Consider the following 20,906-nt stretch of genomic DNA (forward strand, 5'->3'; position numbering starts at 1 on the left):
GCACGGATTGGCTGGCGCGAGTTCTCTACTCGGTCCTGCAAGATTTTGCCTAATGCCAGGCATGATCTGTTGCCTGGCTTGGCCATAGGACCTCAGTGTCTATCAGAGATCATGACCTGAGGCGCGCGACCATGGGCATTCAGCCGCTTCGCAGTTTTTGCATCAGAGCTGCTTTGCATGAGCACGCTGAATCCCTTTGTCCCGTCCCACTCAAAGAGCAATAACCATCTACCCACGTAGACTCGGGCGATGGCGCCGTAAAGTGGGACGCCTTCACCAATTGTTGACACTGCTCGGAGGACACTTGGAAACCTGAACGACGCGCGACCCCTTGCAAGGAATCGTCCGCCTACGGAGCCATGTGTCGCTTGACTTCCTCGAACAGCCGCTCGAGTTCCGGCCCTTCCAAGGTCTTTCGCACAAGGAGCTTTTTGGCGAGGAACACGATGGCGGCCTGCTGGCGAACGACCTCCTGGCGGGCAGCTTCGTAAGCCGTGTCGAGCCGGGCGTTGACCAAGCTCCTCAGGCCCGGTTCAAGCGCGAGAAGCACGGGGCGGTCGGCCTTCGGGCGATAGAGCAGAGGCCATTTGCGGGCGAAGTCTGGCGTTGCCTCCAAGGCGAAGGCGAATTCGTTCGCCAGTTCGATCTCATCGTGCGTTTCCGCGGCGTCGCAGGCCGGGAGGATTTCCTGTTCGGCAGCGCGGCCGCTCAGGATCCATACGAGCATCGTAGCGAGCAGTTCCTCGGTCAGATCGCCAAACTCCCTGTCTCCGACGGCCAGGCCAGCTTTCGGGGGCTCGATGGTGATTTTCTCGATCGTGCCCAGACCGAGACAGAGCCATCCTACGGCATGGGCAGCCTGATGAACTGCCAGCCGCTGCCACAGCAACGGCGACCGTAGCGGCGGGATGCCGTCGTTCAGGGATTGAGCGGCCGAACCGTCTGGCGTTTCGGGTCCTCGGAACTGCGCTTCATCACCGTCGGATTGATTTGATGGGGAGTGCACCCTCGCGTGGTATCGACCGCTTCCCTGGCGATGACGGCCCGTCGTGCCTGTGTGATCGATTGACTGTGCCATTGGCCGTCCTTTCTTGCGCCGGGGGTACTTGCAGGAATCGTTGGCTCACATTCCCTGCCTGCAACGGTGATGCCGCGCTGCTCTAGTTCGAACGAAACCACGTTGATCCCACCCGAGTTCGTTAGCGGGTTGCTTCATGAGGGGCGGTCATCATGCGGAGTGCTTTCCGGGTGCTCATCGCCCCTTGTCAGCCCCCATCCCATCGGCAGTGCTTCACTGCCGCGCGCGGCCATCTTCCCGCACCTCGAAGAGCTTTTCGACGAGGCGCTGTAGCGTGCGGAGCGATCCGCCCGGCCAGGCGGCGCTGAGCGCATCGATCTCGACCTGGTCGAGCGGCGCCGCCCAACGTGGATCGTGGCCAAGTTCGGCATAGAGCCGCTCGAGGATGCGAGTGGCCAGCACCGTGAGTTGATCGGGGCCGGGCTGGGGAAAGCGCAGAATGCGGCATCGGTCGCGCAGCACGGCCGGAACGCTTTCGACCTGGTTGGCGGTCATCAGCCAGGACACATGCGAGAGGTCGCAATTGGCCTCGACGTAAGGATCGAACCAACGTGCGGCGGTTTCTTTCTCGAGAAGACCGACCAGCACGTCATGAACATTGCCATTGTGCCGGCTGGTCGCGACCTTCTCGATCTCGTCGAGGACGATCGCCGGGCCCGCGCATCCGTGCCGCCGGACGGCCATCACCGCGATACTCGGCTCGCCGGTGGACCAGCGTCGCGCTGTCCCGCCGATGTAGCTGTCGCCGATGCCGCCGCAGGGAACCATCTCGTAGGGAAGTCCGAGCTCCTCCAGCAAGCGGCGCGCAAACCGCGACTTGCCGCCGCCGGGTGGCCCCAAAAGAATGGTCGGCCGCAAGTGCAGATGTCCCCGGCCGATGAGCTTTTGGAGAATGGCGTCGATGACGGTGGTCGCATGGGGGAATTCCGCAACCAGCCGCGCCCGCACGATCGTCAGGTTCGGCATGCGGGGGAGCTGCAGCGGTTTCCCGAGCAGGTTTCCGAACTCCTTGACGACTCTCTTGCCTTCGGCGGTGGTTTCGTTGCCGATGCACCGGAACACGATGGCAGTCCCACCCGGCGAGGCGGCTTCTTTCGTCCGCTTCTCGGCACCGCCTGCTTCACGGTCGCTGGCGCGCGCGTCGACCGCCGCGGCTACAGCGGCGAACTGTCGGCCCTCGATGGCCATCCTGAAGCGATGTTCGAGGCCGCTCAGCTCCCAGAACGATCCCCTCTGTCGATGCCGGCCGCTGTCGTCCCGCTGCATCCGGGCGATCGAGCACGAGTGCGCGCTCCAGCCGAGCGCGCGCCACAAAAGCTCAACCTCCTCGCATTCGCGCAGATCGGTGAGCGCCAGCGTGGCCATTTCCCCGGCGATCCGGGCAACCGCATCCGGATCGCCGAAGTTGGCGAGGTAGAACTGGCAGCGAAGCAGGCCAGCCTCCACCACGGCACGCTCCTTGCTGTCCGTCGCGGCAAGGACGATCGCAAGGCTCTGGACGGCATGTTGGCTCGGCTCCATGACCAGTTCGTCCAGCGAGGCGGCAAGGCCTGCCAGCGTCGGCTTGCCACGCTTCTTGATCCGACACGACAGCCGCGTGGCGTATTCGCGGATGTCTGCCGCGAGCTCGCCGCGGAGGAAGCCCATGCCGCGCAGCAGCTCTTCCTCGGTCGGCAGGTGCCGGCCGATGCGCGCGGCATGCTGGCGGCGCTTGAAATGCCGCCGCTGTGAGGTTTCCTTGGCTGTCATCTTGGCCGCCGCTCAGGCATCCGGCCGAGACTGCTCGACCGGACGGCCAAGCCGATACCAGCGCGACAGCGTTCGCGCCCAGGTCCGGTCTTCCGACATCAACCACAGGTCCGACGTTGCGATTGCCCGGTTCACCCCAGAGAGGCGTGGATGACCGGTCGAAAGCCCGGCCAGGCAGGGCACCGGTCGGTGGCCAAGGATCCATCGGTCGAGGATCGGGGCGTCCTCTCCGCCTGCCAGTGCCTGTGGCGGTTCACCGCGCCGGATGCCCTCCATGTCGGCAACGAGGCGCGCCAGCCGTTCAGTCTCGAACACGAATGCTTCATTCGGGTGCTCGCGCGGGGTGAACAACAACATTGGCAGGTCTCTATCTGGAATGGGGCAAGGATCCGCGAACGAATCCTGCGATCTTCGAGATGTCGATATGCAGATCGGAGATGAAGATGTCCCTCGACTGCACTGACACCGTCGGCTTTGCGAGGTTGCAGGAGTCACGCTTTGCGCGGTCACGTATCATGCCTTGCCAACGCCTACAGAATGCCCAAGGCGGTACCAACGGTTGATCGTACGCGCGATGCCGATCCCCGTGTCCATGTATATGAGCTGGCTTGTCATGATCTCACGACCGTCAATCAGAGAAGGATGACCAAAGACGTATCCAGACAGACACGGTGTCCGACGTGAAAGCATTTGATGGACTTCGAGGAGGGGAGCGGTGTCGAGAGATTCTATTGTGAGCGAGCCGGTTTCGACCACACGCAAGTCGGCGGAAAGCCGCTGCGCATCGTCCGCACTCATGTAGGCGAACTTCATGGAGAAATGTCCTCTTTTAGCGATTCGAAGCCGGCAACGCCGCAAAACGCGTTAGCGATCCGTTCGCGTAAATTAGCGATATGATCGCTCTTTTTCGCGAGTCGTTCGCTAGTGTCAACATTTATTTGCGAAGTGGAGATTTTGGTGACACCAAGGCGACATGAGGCCGCCTTCACGAATGCTTGCCGTCGCACGACTTATCCTTGGTCAAACCCAGGCCGAGGTTGCGGAGCTTTCCGGTATAAGTCCTCGCACGATCTATATGATCGAAAAGGGCGCCGCCGGTATCGCAAGTGTCGAAAAGTTGGTCCGCCACTATGGGAAATGCGGGGTCATTTTTCTCGCACCTAGCGGGACAGAAGGATGGGGAATCCGCGCCAACTTCGTGGTCACGTCATATGACGATGAGCGGCCAGAGTGACCCGCCGCGCTACAGCTCAAAGCCGCCCCCTATGTCGAGGGTCAAAGGGCTGCGCCGGAAAATGACGGCCGATCGGCCGACTTGTTGATTGATTTTGACGACAAGGCCTCGTCCGCTGCAGTGGAGGAGGCTCTCTCAGCCTTGTTGGCTTCCAAGCGGAATGCGTGCTGTTCGATCGCCATTGGGCGATCGGGGCGCATGCTTCATTCTGCTCGAGAATTGCTGTCGACTAACTGGTGACGGTCAAGGCGTTTAAGCCGCTCGCGTCGCTCCTGGAACCCGAACTTTCTGAAGAACGGGAATCTTGTTCCGTAGTTTCTCACTACCGTGAACAAGATTCTCATTATTTCTGACGCTGACCACCGTGCTTATTATTGGCGGGCGTTACACGTCCAGGTTCGCCACCGAAAGCGCGTTGTCCTGGATGAACTCGCGGCGCGGCTCGACCTCGTCGCCCATCAGGCGCGAGAACAGGCTGTCGGCGTCGGTGGCGTCGGCGACCTTGACCTGAAGCAGCGAGCGCACATTCGGATCGAGTGTGGTTTCCCAAAGCTGCTCGGCATTCATCTCGCCAAGGCCTTTGTAACGCTGCATGGTCAGGCCCTTGCGGCCGGTGGCGAACACGGTTTCCAGAAGCCGCGTCGGGCCGGAGATCACCTCCGCGGTTTCCCTGCGGCGCAGTGTCGGCGGCTGGCCATAGATTTCGCCAAGGCGGGGAGCGTAGCGGTCCAGCGCGCGCGCGTCGGCCGAGTTCAGCAGCCCCATGTCGAGGAAAGCCGCTTCCTTCACGCCGCGCACCGTGCGCTCGAAGACATAGCCGCCGGGACCATCGCTGGAGATCGCGGTGCGGCCGTGCCAGCCGCGCTCGGTTTCCTCCGCAATCGTGTCCAGCCGCTGGGCGATGGTTTCGGCCATGGCGTCGGCGCGGCCGAGATCCTCGAGGATGGCCGGGTTCAACGCGCCGGCGATTGCCGCCTGCTCCACGATGGAGCGCGAATAGCGCGTGTGCAGGCCGTTCAGCAGGCTGCGCACGGCCAGTGCGTCGTCGATGACGGCGCGCAGATCCTGGCCGGTCCGCACCTCGCCCGAGCCGAGCGTCAGCGAGGCTTCGTCGAGGCCGGTATTGATCAGATATTCCTCGAAAGCCGACTCGTCCTTCAGGTACTGCGAGCTCTTGCCGCGCGTGACCTTATAAAGCGGCGGCTGGGCGATATAGAGGTGCCCGCGCTCGATCAACTCCGGCATCTGCCGGAAGAAGAAGGTGAGCAGGAGCGTGCGGATGTGGGCGCCGTCGACGTCGGCGTCGGTCATGATGATGATCTTGTGGTAGCGCAGCTTGTCGGCGTTGAAGCCGTTGGTCTCGTCCTTGCCGATGGACGTGCCGAGCGCGGTGATCAGCGTGCCGATCATGTCGGACGACAGCATGCGGTCGAAGCGCACGCGCTCGACGTTCAGGATCTTGCCGCGCAGCGGCAGGATGGCTTGGTTCTGGCGCGAGCGGCCGCTCTTGGCCGAGCCGCCTGCGGAGTCACCCTCGACGATGAACAGTTCCGACTTGGCCGGATCGCGTTCCTGGCAGTCTGCAAGCTTGCCGGGCAGCGAGGTGACGCCGAGAGTGCTCTTGCGGGTGATGTCGCGCGCCTTGCGCGCGGCTTCGCGTGCGGCAGCGGCCTGGATCACCTTTTCGATGACGGTCTTGCCCTCGCTCGGATGTTCTTCGAGCCAGGTGCCAAGCGCCTCGTTGACGAGGTTTTCGACCACGGGCCGGACTTCCGAAGAAACCAGCTTGTCCTTGGTCTGGGAGGAGAATTTCGGGTCCGGAACCTTCACCGAAAGCACGGCCGTCAGGCCCTCGCGGCAGTCGTCGCCGACAAGCGAGACCTTTTCCTTCTTGGTCAGGCCCGAGCTTTCGCCATAGCCGGTCACCTGGCGCGTCAGCGCGCCGCGGAAGCCGGCAAGGTGGGTGCCGCCGTCGCGCTGCGGAATGTTGTTGGTGAAGCACAGCACGTTCTCGTGGTAGCTGTCGTTCCACCACATCGCCACTTCCACGGTGATGCCGTCGCGCTCGGCGCGGATGGCGATGGGCGCGGGGATCAGCGGCTTCTTGGCGCGATCGAGATACTTCACGAAGGCTTCGAGGCCGCCCTCATAGAGCAGTTCCTGGCTCTTCACGTCGGCATGGCGCTTGTCGGTCAGCACGATGCGCACGCCCGAATTCAGGAAGGCGAGCTCGCGCAGCCGGTGCTCCAGCGTGTTGTAGTCGAACTGGACCATCGAGAAGGTGTCGGGGGAGGGCAGGAAGGACACTTCGGTGCCGGTCTCGTCGCCGGCGTCGCCCACTTCCTTCAGCGGCGCGTCGGCCACGCCATGGGTGAAGGACATGTCGTGGATGCGGCCTTTGCGGCGGATGCGCAGCTTGAGCCAGATCGACAGCGCGTTGACGACGGACACGCCGACGCCATGCAGGCCGCCGGAGACCTTGTAGGAATTCTGGTCGAACTTACCGCCCGCGTGCAGCTGGGTCATGATGACCTCGGCCGCCGAAACACCCTCGGAAGGGTGGATGTCGGTCGGAATACCGCGGCCGTTGTCGGTGACGGTGCAGGAGCCGTCGGGATTGAGCGTGACGGTGACCAGCGTGGCGTGGCCGGCCAGCGCCTCGTCGATGGCGTTGTCCACCACCTCATAGACCATATGATGCAGGCCCGACCCGTCGTCGGTGTCGCCAATATACATGCCGGGCCGCTTGCGCACCGCGTCCAGCCCCTTGAGGACCTTGATGGAATCGGCGCCGTATTCAGCCTGCGTACCGGCCTGGTTCTCGGTCGTATCGCTCATGAAGTGCTTTCGTCTCTCTGTAGCGTGACAGGCGCGCGAAACCGCCCCGAATCGCGCGCCCGTTCATCTTTCAGATATAGGCGCTTCGACGTGTTTTTCCAAGTTTTACAAGGATTTTGCGGGGGAAATTGGGCGATCTCCGAGGCGTTCCGGATGGCTTGCTTCAGAGCTTAAACCAATACTCCGCCGCGCAGCAGGTCGACCTTTGCCGTGACCACTTCGGCCAGCACCCCGCCGGCCAGCCGGATGAGCGGATCGTTGCGCCGGCTTTCGTGCCAGCAGACCCAGAGCTGCGCCGGAAAGGAGGGCAGCGCCTCGCAGCGTACCAGCTCGGGCGCGGTGGCGGCGGCGACTGCGGGCAGGGCGGCGAGCCCGAGGCCGGATTCAGCCGCCGCAAGCAGTCCGGGCAGCGAATTGGAGCGGAAAGCGACGCGGCCTGCGCCTGCCTTGCCTTCCAGATAGGCCAGCGGCGGTGCCGCTGCCACGATGCCTTCGCCGACAATCACCGGATAGCGAGCTATGTCGTCTTCGGCTTCCGGCATGCCGAAATCATGCAGGAATGCGCGGCTGGCATAGATGGCCCACAGCGTATCTGGCATGCGCTTGCGCACGATGTCGGGCTGCTCGTTGGCGCCGCCTGCGCGCAGCGCGATATCGGCCTCGCCGGCCGCGAGGTCCAGGCGCCGGTCGGAGACGATGATCTCGGCATTGATGCCAGGATGCCTAGTCCTGAGCAGGGATGCCGCCGGTGCGAGCAGTGCGCGGGCCATGTATTCGGTGCCGGTGATGCGCACCGTGCCTGACACATTGCGCTGGCGCGAGCGAATCTTTTGTTCGAGCGCATCGGCCGCCTTTTCCGCTGCCGAAGCGAGGTCGAGCACGGCGCGGCCCTCTTCGGTGATGCGATAGCCGGACTGCTGGCGGTGGAATAGCGTCACGCCCAGCGCGGTCTCCAGCGCCTTGATGCGCCGTGCAACCGTAGTCTGGTTCACGCCGAGCGCAGCCGAAGCCTTCAGCGTCGACTCGTGTCGCGTGGTCGCCAGGAAGTAGCGGAGATCGTTCCAGTCGAACATCGCCCATTCTGCACAAATGCAGAACCGTTAGGCAAGTGGGTCAACTGCCTGCCACGGCGGTGAGCGGCTATACGGCAGATCGTCATCGACCGGCCGGCCCTGACTTTTCCGTTCCCATCACCGCCGCCAAGCTGCGGCAGCAGGAGACAGTCATGCTTCATGAACAGCAGAACAAGGATGTGGTGCGCGCCTATGTCGAGGCGATGAACGCCGGCGATTTCGACAGGCTGGAAGGCTTGTTCGCCAAGGACACGAATATCCACGGTGTGCTCGGCCGCGGCTCGCTCGACATCGCCATGCCGATATGGCGCGAGCTGCACGGCGCACTCGCCATGCATCTGGAAATCGAGGAACTGGCGGCAGATGGCGACACTGTGGTGGCCCGCTTCCGCGAGACCGGCCGCTCGGGAGCCGAGTTCCGGGGCCTGCGTGCCACCGGCAGGACCTACGAGATCATCGCCATCGAGTGGTTCACCATCCGCAACGGCCTGATCACCGACCGCTGGGGCGTGCGCGACAGCGCAGCGCAAGCCCGCCAGATCGGCTGGCAGGCATGAGCCGGTTTTCGCCCATTCGCCCCGCCTGGTGCAGGCAGGGCGAGTTTCCCAACTGGCTCTATCTGGCCACGCCTGCGGGTCAGGCGGCGGCAGCGGCCTGCTTGGCCGGACGCAGCGCTTTGAGGGCGCCAGTCCAGCTGTCGAGCTCGTCCAGCATGGTCTTTGCGCCGGCGGTGATGAGATCGTTCGGCTTGAACTGGCCGTCGGCCAGGAACTGCGGATAGTTCGGCACCGGAACGCCTTCCGGGATCGGCACGATCTTGACGGTGTTCAGAAGCGTCTTGGCCGATTCCACGGCGCGCAGGCCGCCCGAAACGCCGCCATAGCTCAGGAAGCCGGCCGGCTTGTAGTTCCATTCGGTCGACAGATAGGTGATGGCATTCACCAGCGGCGCCGGGATGAAATAGTTGTATTCCGGCGTCACGAACACAAAGGCATCGCCTTCGGCAATGGTCTGCGACCACTGCTTGGTGTGCTCGTTCTCATACTGGCCGAGGCGCGGGTGCTTCGGCTCGTCGAACAGCGGCAGGTTGAATTCGGCAATGTCCACCAGCACCGGTTCGAACTTGCCATGTTCGCGCGCGAAATCGGCAAACCACTTGGCGAAGAGGGGGCCGACGCGGCCCGGCCGGGTGCTGCCGATGATGATGTGGAGCTTGTGCTTCAATGTCGTAATCCCTATGCGATTCTGGTCACCAAAGGTAACTTAGGGAGGAAATGGGCCTAACGCTTCCGGAAGGCAAGCAAGCACTTTTTGGTAACCGGCCAAATTGCGGGTGACGCAGCGTTCACCCTTTGCAAACGCGGTCTTCGTTTCTGTGGACGGGGGCGCTCGCGGCGCTTACATAGACCGGATGGAGGACACGATGGATACCGCGCCCGCTCCCTTCATTCCGCCCGCGCCAAAGCCTCGCAGCACGCCGCCCTCGACGCTGCAGATGATACGCATCGTCTATCGCAATCCGCTCGAATTGTGGGGCGAGCCATCCTACAACCAGCCCTGGATTTCAGTGTCCGGCATTGGCGGGCCGCTGGTTATCGCCAACGATCCCGGCCTGATCCGCCATGTGCTGGTGGACAATGCCAGGAACTACAAGATGGCGGCGGTGCGCCAGAAAATCCTGCGGCCGATCCTGCGCGACGGGCTTCTGACCGCCGAGGGCGAGGTATGGAGGCGTTCGCGCAAGGCCATGGCACCGGTGTTCACGCCGCGCCACATCTTCGGCTTTGGTCAGCCGATGCTCAAGCGCACGCTGGAATTCGTCGAGCGTTACGAGGGCGAGACCGGCACGGTCGACATCGCCCGCGACATGACCACGCTGACCTACGAAATCCTCGCCGAAACGCTGTTTTCCGGCGAGATCGCCGGCGAGCCCGGCAGTTTCGGGCGCCAGGTCGACCATCTGTTCGAGACGATGGGCCGGGTCGACCCGCTCGACCTCTTGCGAGCGCCGGACTGGCTACCGCGCATCACCCGCATCCGCGGCCGCAAGACCATGGCCTATTTTCGGAAAATCGTGTCCGACACCATGACCATGCGCAAGGAGCGGCTGGAGCACGAGCCCGATACCGTTCCGCAAGATTTTTTGACCCTGCTGTTGCGCGCCGAAGGGCCGGACGGGCTGGCGCGCGCCGAGATCGAGGACAACATCATCACCTTCATCGGCGCCGGCCACGAAACCACCGCCCGCGCACTTGGCTGGACGATCTATTGCCTGGCCGAGGCATCGTGGGAGCGTGCGCCCATCGAGGCCGAGATTGATGCTGTGCTGGCGCGCGAGCCCGACCCGACCAAGTGGCTGGATGCCATGCCGCTGACGCGCGCGGCCTTCGAGGAGGCGCTGCGGCTCTATCCGCCGGCGCCCTCGATCAACCGCGAGGCCATCGAGACCGACCGCTACCAGGATCTGGAAATCCGCAAGGGCTCGCAGGTGCTGGTCATGCCCTGGACGGTGCACCGCCACCGCAAGCTGTGGGACCAGCCCGAGGCTTTTATCCCGGCGCGCTTCCACCCCGGCAACCGCGAGAAGATCGACCGCTACCAGTACCTGCCCTTTGGCGCCGGCCCGCGCGTCTGCATTGGCGCGAGCTTTGCCATGCAGGAAGCGATCATCGCGCTCGCCATCCTGCTCTCGCGCTTCCGCTTCGACACGGTGGCCGAGACAAAACCCTGGCCGGTGCAGAAGCTCACCACCCAGCCGCAGGGCGGCCTGCCAATGCGCGTGACGCGGCGAGGGTAGGGAAGGGAGCCGGCGGGTTTATATACCGCCGGCTTGTTGCTCTGCGTTGCGAAGAAGCATGGCCTCTCTGCAATTGCCGGCGCTCAGGCCCTCGGAAAAGGCTCGACCGTGCCCTTGAGCTTGATGGTGATCGGCTGACCGAAGCGGTCCTTGGACTTGCCGGCCGGCACGCGGATCCAGCCCTCGCTGACGCAATATTCGCTGACGTCCTCGCGCTCGCGTCCGTTGAACAGGATGCCGACGCCGCGTTCCAGCACCTCGCCGTCGAAGAAGGGGCTGCGCGGGTCGATGCTCAGCCGGTCGGGAAGGGTCATTGCTTTCTCCAGTAATGCTTGGCGCCCATGCGGCCGCTTGACGAGATTGCCCGGCTAGCAGCCGGCGCTTGGGAAGCGCTGTTAAGGGCATCGGCCGTCAGGGTAAAGACCCTAGAGCGACGAGCATTCTGACAAATGCTATTCGGCCGCACTATTCGTTCTCTTAGCCGCATTTGTGCGACGCCAGACGATTCCGTCTGGCTGCAAAATGCTCTAGCTCAGTTCCGCCCGTAAAACACATTCTCGACATGCACCGGCCAGCGGCGGGGCAGCACCGCCACCAGGTCGAAGCGCACGGAAAGCCGGCCATAGTCCGGCTGACGCGAGAGCCAGAGGTCGGCGGCACCTTCGATGCGCCGCTGCGAGCCATAGGCCACGGCCTCCATGGCCTCGGCAAGCGTCGGTCGCGCCTTCACCTCGACGATCAGCACGAGGTCGCCGCGCCGGGCGATGAGGTCGATTTCGCCGAGTTTTGTCCGATAGCGCCGGGCGACGATGCGGTAGCCTTTCAGCATCAGCGCGAGTGCCGCAAGCCATTCGCCGCGATGTCCGCGCTTGTAGGCTTTGCGTCGCGAAAGCTGGTCAGCCACCGCCGCCTTCCTTGAGTTCGAGCAGGCGGCGATAGAGCGCAGGCTTTTGCCCGCCGGTCATGCGCGCGGCCTCGGCAGCTGCCTTGGAGGCCGGCATCTCGGCCGCCAGCGAAAGCAGCAAGCGGTCGACGTCCCCGGCCTCGGCGGCCTGTGGGATCGGCGGCCCGACGCAGATGACGATCTCGCCCTTGGGCGTCGGCGCCTCGGCATAGTGGGCCGCGAGCGTGGCAAGCGTGCCGGTGCGCATCTCCTCGAACGTCTTGGTGAGTTCGCGACCGATTGCAGCCGGCCTCTCGCCATAGACATCGGCCATTGCGACCAGCGTGTCGGCCAGCCGACGCGGCGACTCGAAGAAGATCAACGTCGCCGGCACGGCAGTCAGCTCGGAAAGCCGGGTGCGGCGCTGGCCGTCCTTTACCGGCAGGAAGCCGGCGAACATGAAGGCATCCGAAGGCAGGCCCGAGGCGGTCAGCGCTGCCAGCACGGCGGACGGGCCGGGGATCGGCACCACGCGGATGCCCCTTTCCAGCGCATGCTCCACCAGCCGATAGCCGGGGTCGGAGACCAGCGGCGTGCCGGCATCAGAAACCAGCGCCACGCTCCTGCCAGCCTCCAGCGCCTCGATCAGGCGCGGGCCGGCTTCGTTCGCGTTGTGCTCGTGATATGGGGTAGGGCGCTGGCGAATGCCGTAGCGGTCGAGCAGCACGCGGGTGACGCGCGTATCCTCGCAGGCAAGCACGTCTGCGCCGGCAAGCGTTTCCAGCGCGCGCAACGTGATGTCGCCGAGGTTGCCGATGGGCGTGGCGACGAGGTAGAGCGCCACCTCCAGCGGCCGGGCGGCGACCTCAGTCTGCCCGATCATGTAGCTTTTCCTGCCGCTGTCCGTTGTCACGCCTGCTGTCTCCTGATGGCTCTCTTTCGCATGGGTAGCGGTGCGTTGCAAAAAGGCTTTCACTCAGCGGCGCGAATTTTGCCGCAATCGGGTCGAAACCTGTGGACCGAGTCGGAAGCGTTTCGCTGCGGCGAAAACCTTCCGGCACCACGGTCAAAAGGCTGGAAGCACATGCCCAATCGCTTCGATGTATTCCTGTCGCGTCTGGAAAGGGACCGCTCGTCCGAGCGCACGTCAGACGCGGTAGGCGACCAGCACCGCACCGGCGGCAATCAGCGCGACGCCAAGCCAGTTCGCGCCGCTCAGCCGCTCGCCAAGAAAAAGAACGCCGAACACCGCGACCAGAACCACGCTTAGCTTGTCGATCGGCGCCACCTGCGCGGCTTGCCCAAGCTTTAGCGCGCGGAAGTAGCACAGCCACGAGGCGCCTGTGGCGCACCCGGACAGGATAAGGAAGGCATAGGTCTTCGTGGAAATCGAGCCGAGCGCCTGTGCCTGGCCGGTGGCGACGACGATGCTGGCCGTCACCGCCAGGATGACGATGGTGCGGATGAGGGTGGCAAAATCCGAATTCACATTTTCCACGCCCACCTTGGCGAAGATGGCGGTCAGCGCCGCAAAGGCGGCGGACAACACCGCCCAGAACTGCCAGGATGCGAGAGCGGAATTCATCGAGAGGTTCCTGTCCAGAATGCCGGAACTCTGCCGCCAAAAATTCCGCGGCGCAATTGCGTTTGAATTTATCCCCCTCTCCGTCCGCTTCGCGGCCACCTCTCCCCCATTCCATGGGGGCGAGGAACCCAAGTTCTGCGATGCCGCGACCTCGGCGAGTGCCGGTTCCTCGCCCCCGCAAAGCGGGGGAGAGGTGGCCGCGAAGCGGACGGAGAGGGGGAAACAACACTGAGTATTCACGCCTCGTGAGTAAGCGAGGCCAAACTTCACCGGGCCAGATCGGCCACCACCGCGTCGAGCACGATCATGCCCGATGGCGTGGCGCGAAGGCGCGAATTGCCGACTGGCTCGACCAGCCCTTCGCCCTGGAGGATGGATATGCGATCCGTGGAAAGAGCCTGGCCGGACAGCGCCTCGTAGCGGACGAGGTCGATGCCTTCGACCAGCCTGAGCCCCATAAGCAGGAACTCGTCGGCCTCTTCCGACCGGATCAGCGTTTCGCCACCGGTGATGCCATGGCCGTTCGCCTCGACAAGACCTGCCCAGGTTTCGGGAACCTTCTCTGCAATCGTCACCACGCGCTTGCGGTCTTCCACGAAGCGGCCATGCGCGCCGGGGCCGACGCCGACATATTCGCCATAGCGCCAATAAGTCAGGTTGTGCCGGCTTTCCGCGCCGGGCCTGGCGTGATTGGAGATCTCGTAGGCCGGCAGGCCGTGCGCGGCGGTCACTTCCTGGGTGACCGCATAGAGATCGGCCGATTGCTCGGCGTCGGGCAGCTCGAACTTGTGCGCCGCATAGAGCGTGTGGAAGCGCGTGCCTTCCTCGATGGTCAGCTGGTAGAGCGACAGGTGGTCGACCGCGTGGCCGATGGCCTGCTCGAGTTCCGCCGCCCAGGCGTCTGGCGTCTGGCCGGGCCGGGCATAGATGAGATCGAAGGACAGGCGCGGGAAGGTTTCGCGCGCCAGCTCGATCGCATGCAGCGCTTCTTCGACATTGTGCAGTCGACCGAGGAAGCGCAAGTCGGCATCGTTCAGCGCCTGCACGCCGAGCGACACGCGATTGACGCCGGCGGCGCGATAGCCGCGAAAACGCTCTGCTTCGACGGAGGAGGGGTTGGCCTCGAGCGTGATCTCGATGCCGTCCGGCACCGTCCAGTTCTTCGCCACCGCCTCCAGCACAGCGCCCACCGTCTCGGGCTTCATCAGCGAGGGCGTGCCGCCGCCGAGGAAGATGCTGGTGACCTCGCGCGGGCCGGTGCGCTGGCGCATCGTCGCCAGTTCGGCCTCGAAGGCGCGGGCAAAGCGCTCCTGGTCCACCGGCTGGTGGCGGACATGGCTGTTGAAGTCGCAATAGGGGCACTTGGCCGCGCAGAAGGGCCAGTGGATGTAGACGCCGAAGCCCGGTTCGTTGCCCGTCAAGATATCGTCCTTATGCCGCGCCGAGCATGGCGCGGGCAAATTTCTGGAAGGCGCGGGCGCGGTGCGACAGCGCTGTTTCCTGCCCCGGCTTCCAGCCGTGTTTTTCCTCGGCGGTCATTTCGCCAAAGGTCTTGTCGAAACCTTCCGGCAGGAAGACTGGATCGTAGCCAAACCCCTTTTGGCCGCGCGGTGGCCAGACCAGCTGGCCCTCGGCCTCGCCGCGGAAATATTCGGTGTGCCCGTCCGGCCATGCCACGCAGATGACGGCCACGAAACGGCCGCTGCGCTCGTCGGCCGAGACGGCGCCAACCTCGTTCATGGCATCTTCCGTGCGCTGCATGGCCATGCCGAAGTCGCGGCTGCCGTCGGGCTTCTCGGCCCAGTTGGCGGTGTAGACGCCGGGCTGGCCGTCGAGCGCATCGACGCAAAGACCGGAATCGTCAGACAACGCCGGCAGGCCGGTGGCGGTGGCGGCTGCCAGCGCCTTGATGGCTGCGTTCTGCTCGAAGGTGGTTCCGGTTTCGTCGGGCTCGGGCAGGCCGAATTCCTTGGCCGACTTCGCCTTGAAGCCGAACGGCGCCATCAGGTCCGCAAATTCGCGCAGCTTGCCTTCATTGTGGCTGGCGACGACGATTTCCCGTTCGGTCAGAATGCGCATTCAGATACCCCAGATACGTGGTTCGGCGATTTCCAGCGAATTGCCGGATGGATCGCGAAAATAGATGGAACGGCCGCCGCTCGGCCACTCGAAATCGGCTTCGATGGCGATGCCCTTGGCCTCCAGATGGGCCTTCCATCGCTCGATTTCATCGGCGGTGCCCGAAAAGCAGAGATGCCCCTGGCCCACAGTGCCATGCGGCGGTACCGGAAGTTTTGCGTCCGGCGCCGGCGGATGACGGGTGGCGTCCGCGTTGAACAGCAGGAGCACGCCCGGCCCGCAGCGGAAGAAGACATGCCGGCCGGGCACCTTGGCAATGCGCTCCAGCCCCATCACCTCGCCGTAGAACGCCTCCGCCGCATCGAGGTCGGCGACGTAGAGGGCGCTTTCGAGGATGCCGGAGGGGCGCATCGCTGGTTCAGGCCACCGCCATCTGCTGAAGGTCGACCAGCCGGGAAATACCCTTCTTGGCCAGCGCCATCAGATTGGCGAATTCTTCTTCGGTGAAGGGCGCGCCCTCGGCCGTGCCCTGGATCTCGACGATGCCGCCCTTGCCGGTCATGACGAAATTGGCGTCGGTGCCGGCCGCGGAATCTTCCAGATAGTCGAGGTCGATCACCGGCTGGCCTTCATAGATGCCGCAGGAGATCGCCGCGACGTGGTCCTTGAGGACCTTGGAGACGGAGACCATCTGCCGCGCTTCCATCCAGCGCAGGCAGTCATGGAGTGCCACCCAGCCGCCGGTGATGGCCGCGGTGCGCGTGCCGCCATCGGCCTGCAGCACGTCGCAGTCGACGGTGATCTGCACTTCGCCCAGCGCCTGCATGTCGACGACTGCTCGCAAGGAGCGGCCGATCAGACGCTGGATTTCCAGCGTGCGCCCGCCCTGCTTGCCGGCGGCAGCCTCGCGGCGCATACGATCGCCGGTGGCGCGCGGCAGCATGCCGTATTCGGCCGTCACCCAGCCCTTGCCGGTGTTGCGCATCCAGCCCGGCACCTTTTCCTCAAGGCTTGCCGTGCACAGGACATGCGTGTCACCGAACTTGACCAGGCACGAGCCTTCGGCGTGTTTGGAGACATTGCGCTCGAACGAGATGGCGCGCATTTCGTCGGGTTGGCGTTTGGAGGGGCGCATGCGGTTCTTTCCGTACGAGAGCTGGATTCGAGGCGGCTTGTAGCCCCATGCAGGCCCCGGCGCAAAGGAAAACCTGGCATGCGTCGCCGAGGTTGTGTTGGGCCCATGTGAATCTATATCTTGATTCCAAAGGTTTGTTGAATCGATGACGAAGCCAGTGGTGGATCCGATATTGCAGTCTCTCGACATGCGCTCGCGCGACATTTTCCGCCGCATCGTCGAATCCTATCTGCGCGACGGCGAGCCGGTGGGCTCGCGCAACCTGTCGCGCATGATGCCCGCCACGCTGTCGCCGGCGACCGTGCGCAACGTGATGAGCGACCTTGAGCAGCTCGGCCTCATCTATGCGCCGCACATTTCGGCCGGCCGCCTGCCCACGCAGCAGGGCCTGCGCTTCTTCGTCGATGCCTTCATGGAGATCGGCGACCTGGCCGAAGACGAACGCCGGACCATCGAGACCCAGCTCAAGGCTGCCGGCACCGGCGCCACGCTGGAGCAGATGCTGATCGATGCCAGCCAGATGCTGTCGGGCCTGTCGCGCGGCGCGGGCCTCGTGCTGGCGGCCAAGAACGAGGTGCCGCTGAAGCACATCGAGTTCATCCAGCTCGATCCCGGCCGGGCGCTCGCCATCATGGTCTCGCAGAACGGTGACGTGGAAAACCGCGTGGTGGAGCTGCCCGCCGGCGTCACCGCCTCGCAGCTCATCGAGGCGTCGAACTATCTCACCGCCCATGTCCGCGGCCGCACGCTGATCGAGGCCAAGGCCGATATCGGTCGCCGCAAGCAGGAAACGCAGGCCGCGCTCGATACGCTGTCGCAGGAGCTGGTGGAGAGGGGCCTTGCCGTCTGGGCAGGCCCCGAGAGCGGCTTGCCGGTTCGCCTCATCGTCCGTGGCCGCGCCAATCTTCTGGAAAACCTCACCGCTCAGGCCGATATCGACCTGCTGAAACACCTGTTCGAGGACCTGGAGACGCAGGAGAGCATGGAGCAGCTGCTCGATCTCGCCGAGGCGGGGTCGGGCGTGCGCATCTTCATCGGCTCGGAAAACAAGCTGTTTTCGCTTTCCGGCTCTTCGCTGGTGGTCGCGCCCTACCGCGACAAGGACTCGCGCGTCATCGGCGCGCTCGGCGTCATCGGGCCGACGCGGCTCAACTATGCGCGCATCGTGCCCATGGTCGACTACACCGCCCAGCTCATCTCGCGCCTGCTGCGCTGACGGGTCTGAGCCCTAGGCGCGCACGTCAGCGCCGGTGATCTAGTCCTGCTTCCGCTGCATGATCTGCATCGCCGACTCCAGCATCTTCAAGGTCACGTCATCGTGGCGCAATCGCGCGGCTTCGATGCCGGCTTGAGCTTTTTGCGTGAAGTCGAGCCGCTCGCCATCGCTGGCGGCGGCCAGCTCGCCGCCGAAACCGCCGCTGACCGGGACTTTCATGGTCATGGCCATGAACGGGCGGCTGTCATCGAGCGACATTTCCCCGCTGCGGATTTGACCATTGGCCCAATCGCGCATCTCTTGGCGTGTCATGCTGGTGAAGTCCGTTTGCTTCCCGTCGGCCTGGGCCGAGGCAATCGCGGCCGAGAATGACTCCGCCACGCTGTCGCCGGCCGGATCCTGTGGGCGCCGGTTGGCGTACAAGTGGCTAGTCCCTGCAACGTCAACTCTCATCGAAGCCCCTTCTTTGGCTAGCAAGCGCGACTTCATGCCATACAAGTCTTGTGCCGGACTGGCGCCTGCCACCGCCATCGCATCCTGGCTCCGATCGCGTCTGGACCCTAAAACGTTCGTGACGCGACAAGCTCCGCGCGATTGAGTATGATCGGCGTGTGCGGGTCGCGGTTCGTCGTGGCGGCTTATCTCGCGCGCCAGGCGTTTTCCGACGGCCGTGTCCAACTGCGGAGGAACGGCAATGGCGGGTTTCCATGTCATGGCAGGCGCCACCGAAGGCTATAACCGGGTGGCGATACGCAAGATCCACTTTTCCGATGTCAACGCCGCGTTCCGCGAGGGCGCCGAGGATTTTTGGGACAAGCCGTCCCATTACGTCTTTCTGTGCCTGATCTATCCGATCGTCGGCGTGTTTCTGATCTCGTGGACCTCGGGGAACAATGCCCTGCCGCTGCTGTTTCCGCTGATGTCGGGCTTTGCCCTGCTCGGGCCGATCGCAGCACTCGGCCTCTATGAGATCAGCCGCAGGCGCGAAAAGGGTGCCGACACGTCCTGGCGCCACGCCTTCGATGTCCGCCATTCGTCGGCGCTGCCGTCGATTGCGGTGGTCGGCATCTGGCTGTTCGCGCTCTTCATCGCCTGGCTGCTGGTTGCCAAGGCGCTCTACATCTCCCTCTTCGGGCCGGCGGCGCCGGCTTCGATGAGCCTGCTGCTGCATGAAGTGTTCTACACCCAGCAGGGGCACCAGTTGATCATCTGGGGCAACCTTATCGGACTTGCCTTCGCCATCGTCGCGCTCGCCACCACGGTCATCGCGTTTCCGCTGCTGCTCGACCGCGACGTCGGCGTGGTGGCTGCCGTGGAAGCCTCGGCCCGGTCGGTCATGATCAATCCGTTGCCGATGCTCTACTGGGGTCTGATCGTCGCTGTCTGCCTGGTGCTTGGCTCCATTCCATTCTTCGCCGGGCTGGCCGTGGTCATTCCGATCCTGGGCCATGCCACATGGCATCTCTATCGCAGGGTGATCGAGCCCAATCCGGCAGCTGGCGTGCGGTCGGCACAAAGTTACAAAGCCGGCGTCTGACGCACTACGGCGCCGCGCGCCCTATTGGGCGCGCAAAGGACGCTGTAACACTTTGAATCTACGCATAATCCTTTCCAAAAAGTCGATTTCGATTTTTGGGGTTATGCGTTTCGACCCGAAATATCGCAGGAGGCCGGAATGGCACTGGAAGAACTCAAGGCGCAGATCGGCTTCCTGATTCAGCAGATGGTCGACCAGCCGGAAGACGCTCATGAGGTTCAGGAGCGTCTTCGCGAAAAGCTCAACGAATTTCGTGCGATGGGCATGCCGCTGCCGGACGATCTGGTCGAGCTCGAGAAGAAGCTCGATGCGGGTTTCGATACGGCCGGCAGCAAGACGTAGGGTCTGCTAGCTCCCTAGCGTGTCCCGCGCAGCTGCATGTCGAAATCCACGAGGTTCGAGTAGATCGACAGGCCGGCATCCATCCCGTAGTCCGAGCGCGATATCGTGCCCTGCACGTGGAAGGTGATGTTGCGGTCGCTGTGCTGGCCGACGGTGGCGACGAATGCCGCCCTGTTCGTCTTGCCGCGGGCGGTCAGGTTGCCTTCGATGATGGCGCTGCTGGGCCCCGTCTGCCGCACGCTGGTGGAACGGAACACGATTTCCGGATAGGCGTCCACGTCGAAGATGGCATCCGAACGCAGAAGATTCTCCGTTCTCGCCTCGCCGGTCCTCACGCTGGCCGGCATCACGACGAAGTCGACATTCGACCCCGCGATGTTGTGCCCGTCGATGCGGAAGGTGCCGCGGAACTGGCCGAAGTCGCCGGCGAGGTAACCTCCGCCGACCTTTTCCACGCGAAAGCCAATATGCGAGGACGGTTCGATGCGATATTCGCCTGCCGCCTCCGCAAGCGGGTCGGCCTGCGCCGCACCGATGAAGCAGAAAAGCGCGAGCGCAAGCCCGGCGCCGGCCTTCGGCATGGAGTTGGCAGTTCGATGGGGCATCCTGACCTCCTGGCGGCAGTTTGCCGCTGCTTGGCCTGTTCCCCGCTTGGCTTGTTCCCCCGCGCGGGCCACATGCGTTTCAAAACGCCGTCGCCCAGCCAGAATTCATGTCTTAGTGCCGCCAGCATGTGCCCGGTGGCAATCGCTGCCGTTGCATAGGCCAGCCACTGGTGCGTCACCCGCCAAAAGTCCTCCGCCGTCTCGGATCTCGCCATCGGCAGGTCTGGAATGACGACCGTGTTGAAGGCGAAGCTCGGCACGCCGAGCGTGGAGGTGGAAACCAGCGCCCAGCCGGTCAGCGGCACCACCAGCATAAGCGCGTAGAGCGAGCCTTGCACGGTCTTGGCGGCCAGCCATTCGCCCCGTTCGATCGAAAGCGGGCGTCGCGGCCATTTGTTGAGGAGGGCCCAGAGCAGCCGTAAGGCCGCCAGGGCCAGGATCAGGAAGCCGAAGGATTTGTGCCACTGGATCAGCGTGAACTGCAGCGCCATGCTGTGTACCCAACGCGGTGCGAGCCCCAGCAGCATCTGGCCAACGAAAAGTGCGGCGATCGTCCAGTGGATCGTGATCGCCACCAGCCCGTAGGAAGTGTCTCGATTGCGAAGCATCGTCGTTCCGCTACGCCCTCGACAAAGGGATAACGCTGGAAGCAGCGTATCGTCCCGGCTCCGGATTATTCGATCTCGCCTTGGCCCTGCGCGAACTTGCGGCGCTGGCCCATTTGCAACGGCCGGCAGGCGTGCGATTATCCGGCG

The 20,906-nt window shown here is 64.0% G+C and carries 23 protein-coding genes and 1 pseudogene; 6 read left to right on the forward strand and 18 right to left on the reverse strand.

What is annotated here, in order from left to right:
* Positions 1-349: 349 nt before the first annotated feature.
* The 4 genes from C7I85_RS13345 to C7I85_RS13360 all read right to left on the reverse strand — a co-directional run bounded on the left by C7I85_RS13345 (position 350) and on the right by C7I85_RS13360 (position 3,640).
* Positions 350-1,078 (reverse strand): hypothetical protein, encoded by a 729-nt coding sequence (locus C7I85_RS13345; RefSeq protein ID WP_146148878.1) that lies wholly within the window; start codon positions 1,076-1,078, stop codon positions 350-352.
* Positions 1,079-1,291: 213 nt separating this feature from the next.
* Positions 1,292-2,827 (reverse strand): AAA family ATPase, encoded by a 1,536-nt coding sequence (locus C7I85_RS13350; protein WP_106724496.1) that lies wholly within the window; start codon positions 2,825-2,827, stop codon positions 1,292-1,294.
* A 12-nt stretch (positions 2,828-2,839) separates the two neighbouring features.
* Positions 2,840-3,184 carry a DUF6634 family protein gene (locus C7I85_RS13355; RefSeq protein WP_106724497.1) on the reverse strand — a complete coding sequence of 115 codons (345 nt, stop codon included), beginning with the start codon at positions 3,182-3,184 and terminating at the stop codon, positions 2,840-2,842.
* A gap of 156 nt (positions 3,185-3,340) precedes the next feature.
* The gene (locus tag C7I85_RS13360) at positions 3,341-3,640 is read right to left on the reverse strand and encodes a DUF6634 family protein (protein WP_106724498.1); all 300 of its coding nucleotides are present in this window, start codon (positions 3,638-3,640) and stop codon (positions 3,341-3,343) included.
* A gap of 178 nt (positions 3,641-3,818) precedes the next feature.
* Here C7I85_RS13360 and C7I85_RS32280 point away from each other — a divergent pair, with 178 nt between their 5' ends.
* Positions 3,819-4,061, forward strand: coding sequence for a helix-turn-helix domain-containing protein (locus C7I85_RS32280; protein ID WP_181257173.1), 243 nt, complete (start codon positions 3,819-3,821; stop codon positions 4,059-4,061).
* 384 nt (positions 4,062-4,445) lie between these two features.
* On the opposite strand, the gene gyrB is transcribed toward C7I85_RS32280, so the two are convergent.
* Positions 4,446-6,899 carry a DNA topoisomerase (ATP-hydrolyzing) subunit B gene (gene gyrB, locus C7I85_RS13370; protein WP_106724500.1) on the reverse strand — a complete coding sequence of 818 codons (2,454 nt, stop codon included), beginning with the start codon at positions 6,897-6,899 and terminating at the stop codon, positions 4,446-4,448.
* Between the two features lie 170 nt (positions 6,900-7,069).
* A complete protein-coding gene (locus tag C7I85_RS13375; protein WP_106724501.1) occupies positions 7,070-7,972 on the reverse strand; it encodes a LysR family transcriptional regulator in 903 nt (300 codons plus the stop codon).
* A gap of 152 nt (positions 7,973-8,124) precedes the next feature.
* Between C7I85_RS13375 and C7I85_RS13380 the strand changes: the two genes are divergently transcribed.
* Complete coding sequence (locus C7I85_RS13380; protein WP_106724754.1) at positions 8,125-8,529, forward strand: ester cyclase; 405 nt, start codon at positions 8,125-8,127, stop codon at positions 8,527-8,529.
* A 79-nt stretch (positions 8,530-8,608) separates the two neighbouring features.
* On the opposite strand, the gene C7I85_RS13385 is transcribed toward C7I85_RS13380, so the two are convergent.
* Positions 8,609-9,196, reverse strand: a complete 588-nt coding sequence (locus C7I85_RS13385) for an NADPH-dependent FMN reductase (protein ID WP_106724502.1) — start codon at positions 9,194-9,196, stop codon at positions 8,609-8,611.
* A 199-nt stretch (positions 9,197-9,395) separates the two neighbouring features.
* On the opposite strand from C7I85_RS13385, the gene C7I85_RS13390 reads away from it, so the two are divergent.
* Positions 9,396-10,769, forward strand: a complete 1,374-nt coding sequence (locus C7I85_RS13390; protein WP_106724503.1) for a cytochrome P450 — start codon at positions 9,396-9,398, stop codon at positions 10,767-10,769.
* Positions 10,770-10,852: 83 nt separating this feature from the next.
* Here the strand turns inward: C7I85_RS13390 and C7I85_RS13395 are convergent, their stop codons facing one another.
* The 8 genes from C7I85_RS13395 to rph form a co-directional block, all read right to left on the reverse strand.
* Complete coding sequence (locus C7I85_RS13395) at positions 10,853-11,083, reverse strand: DUF3297 family protein (protein ID WP_106724504.1); 231 nt, start codon at positions 11,081-11,083, stop codon at positions 10,853-10,855.
* Positions 11,084-11,301: 218 nt separating this feature from the next.
* On the reverse strand, positions 11,302-11,673 hold the full coding sequence (locus tag C7I85_RS13400) for a YraN family protein (protein WP_181257174.1): 372 nt from the start codon (positions 11,671-11,673) through the stop codon (positions 11,302-11,304).
* The gene (rsmI, locus tag C7I85_RS13405; RefSeq protein ID WP_106724506.1) at positions 11,666-12,535 is read right to left on the reverse strand and encodes a 16S rRNA (cytidine(1402)-2'-O)-methyltransferase; all 870 of its coding nucleotides are present in this window, start codon (positions 12,533-12,535) and stop codon (positions 11,666-11,668) included. The genes C7I85_RS13400 and rsmI overlap by 8 nt, the downstream gene beginning before the upstream one ends.
* A gap of 264 nt (positions 12,536-12,799) precedes the next feature.
* The gene (locus C7I85_RS13410; RefSeq protein ID WP_106724507.1) at positions 12,800-13,237 is read right to left on the reverse strand and encodes an EamA family transporter; all 438 of its coding nucleotides are present in this window, start codon (positions 13,235-13,237) and stop codon (positions 12,800-12,802) included.
* Between the two features lie 266 nt (positions 13,238-13,503).
* A complete protein-coding gene (gene hemW, locus C7I85_RS13415; protein WP_106724508.1) occupies positions 13,504-14,658 on the reverse strand; it encodes a radical SAM family heme chaperone HemW in 1,155 nt (384 codons plus the stop codon).
* A 10-nt stretch (positions 14,659-14,668) separates the two neighbouring features.
* Entirely contained in the window at positions 14,669-15,316 is a 648-nt protein-coding gene (rdgB, locus tag C7I85_RS13420; RefSeq protein WP_106724509.1) for an RdgB/HAM1 family non-canonical purine NTP pyrophosphatase, read from the reverse strand.
* Positions 15,317-15,727, reverse strand: a complete 411-nt coding sequence (locus tag C7I85_RS13425) for a VOC family protein (RefSeq protein ID WP_106724510.1) — start codon at positions 15,725-15,727, stop codon at positions 15,317-15,319.
* Between the two features lie 7 nt (positions 15,728-15,734).
* Complete coding sequence (gene rph, locus C7I85_RS13430) at positions 15,735-16,451, reverse strand: ribonuclease PH (RefSeq protein ID WP_106724511.1); 717 nt, start codon at positions 16,449-16,451, stop codon at positions 15,735-15,737.
* A gap of 145 nt (positions 16,452-16,596) precedes the next feature.
* On the opposite strand from rph, the gene hrcA reads away from it, so the two are divergent.
* Positions 16,597-17,667, forward strand: a complete 1,071-nt coding sequence (gene hrcA / locus C7I85_RS13435) for a heat-inducible transcriptional repressor HrcA (protein WP_106724512.1) — start codon at positions 16,597-16,599, stop codon at positions 17,665-17,667.
* A 39-nt stretch (positions 17,668-17,706) separates the two neighbouring features.
* Here the strand turns inward: hrcA and C7I85_RS13440 are convergent, their stop codons facing one another.
* Entirely contained in the window at positions 17,707-18,090 is a 384-nt protein-coding gene (locus tag C7I85_RS13440; protein ID WP_210203042.1) for a hypothetical protein, read from the reverse strand.
* Positions 18,091-18,361: 271 nt separating this feature from the next.
* Here C7I85_RS13440 and C7I85_RS13445 point away from each other — a divergent pair, with 271 nt between their 5' ends.
* Complete coding sequence (locus C7I85_RS13445; RefSeq protein WP_106724513.1) at positions 18,362-19,204, forward strand: DUF2189 domain-containing protein; 843 nt, start codon at positions 18,362-18,364, stop codon at positions 19,202-19,204.
* 138 nt (positions 19,205-19,342) lie between these two features.
* A complete protein-coding gene (locus C7I85_RS13450) occupies positions 19,343-19,546 on the forward strand; it encodes a hypothetical protein (RefSeq protein WP_106724514.1) in 204 nt (67 codons plus the stop codon).
* Between the two features lie 14 nt (positions 19,547-19,560).
* On the opposite strand, the gene C7I85_RS13455 is transcribed toward C7I85_RS13450, so the two are convergent.
* Both C7I85_RS13455 and C7I85_RS13460 read right to left on the reverse strand, forming a co-directional pair.
* Positions 19,561-20,151, reverse strand: coding sequence for a YceI family protein (locus tag C7I85_RS13455; RefSeq protein WP_245444932.1), 591 nt, complete (start codon positions 20,149-20,151; stop codon positions 19,561-19,563).
* A 125-nt stretch (positions 20,152-20,276) separates the two neighbouring features.
* Positions 20,277-20,759, reverse strand: a pseudogene (locus C7I85_RS13460) (cytochrome b); the annotation flags it as partial.
* Positions 20,760-20,906: the final 147 nt, after the last annotated feature.

It is taken from the genome of Pseudaminobacter soli (ex Li et al. 2025) (assembly GCF_003012705.1).
Taxonomy (GTDB): Bacteria; Pseudomonadota; Alphaproteobacteria; order Rhizobiales; family Rhizobiaceae; genus Pseudaminobacter; species Pseudaminobacter soli.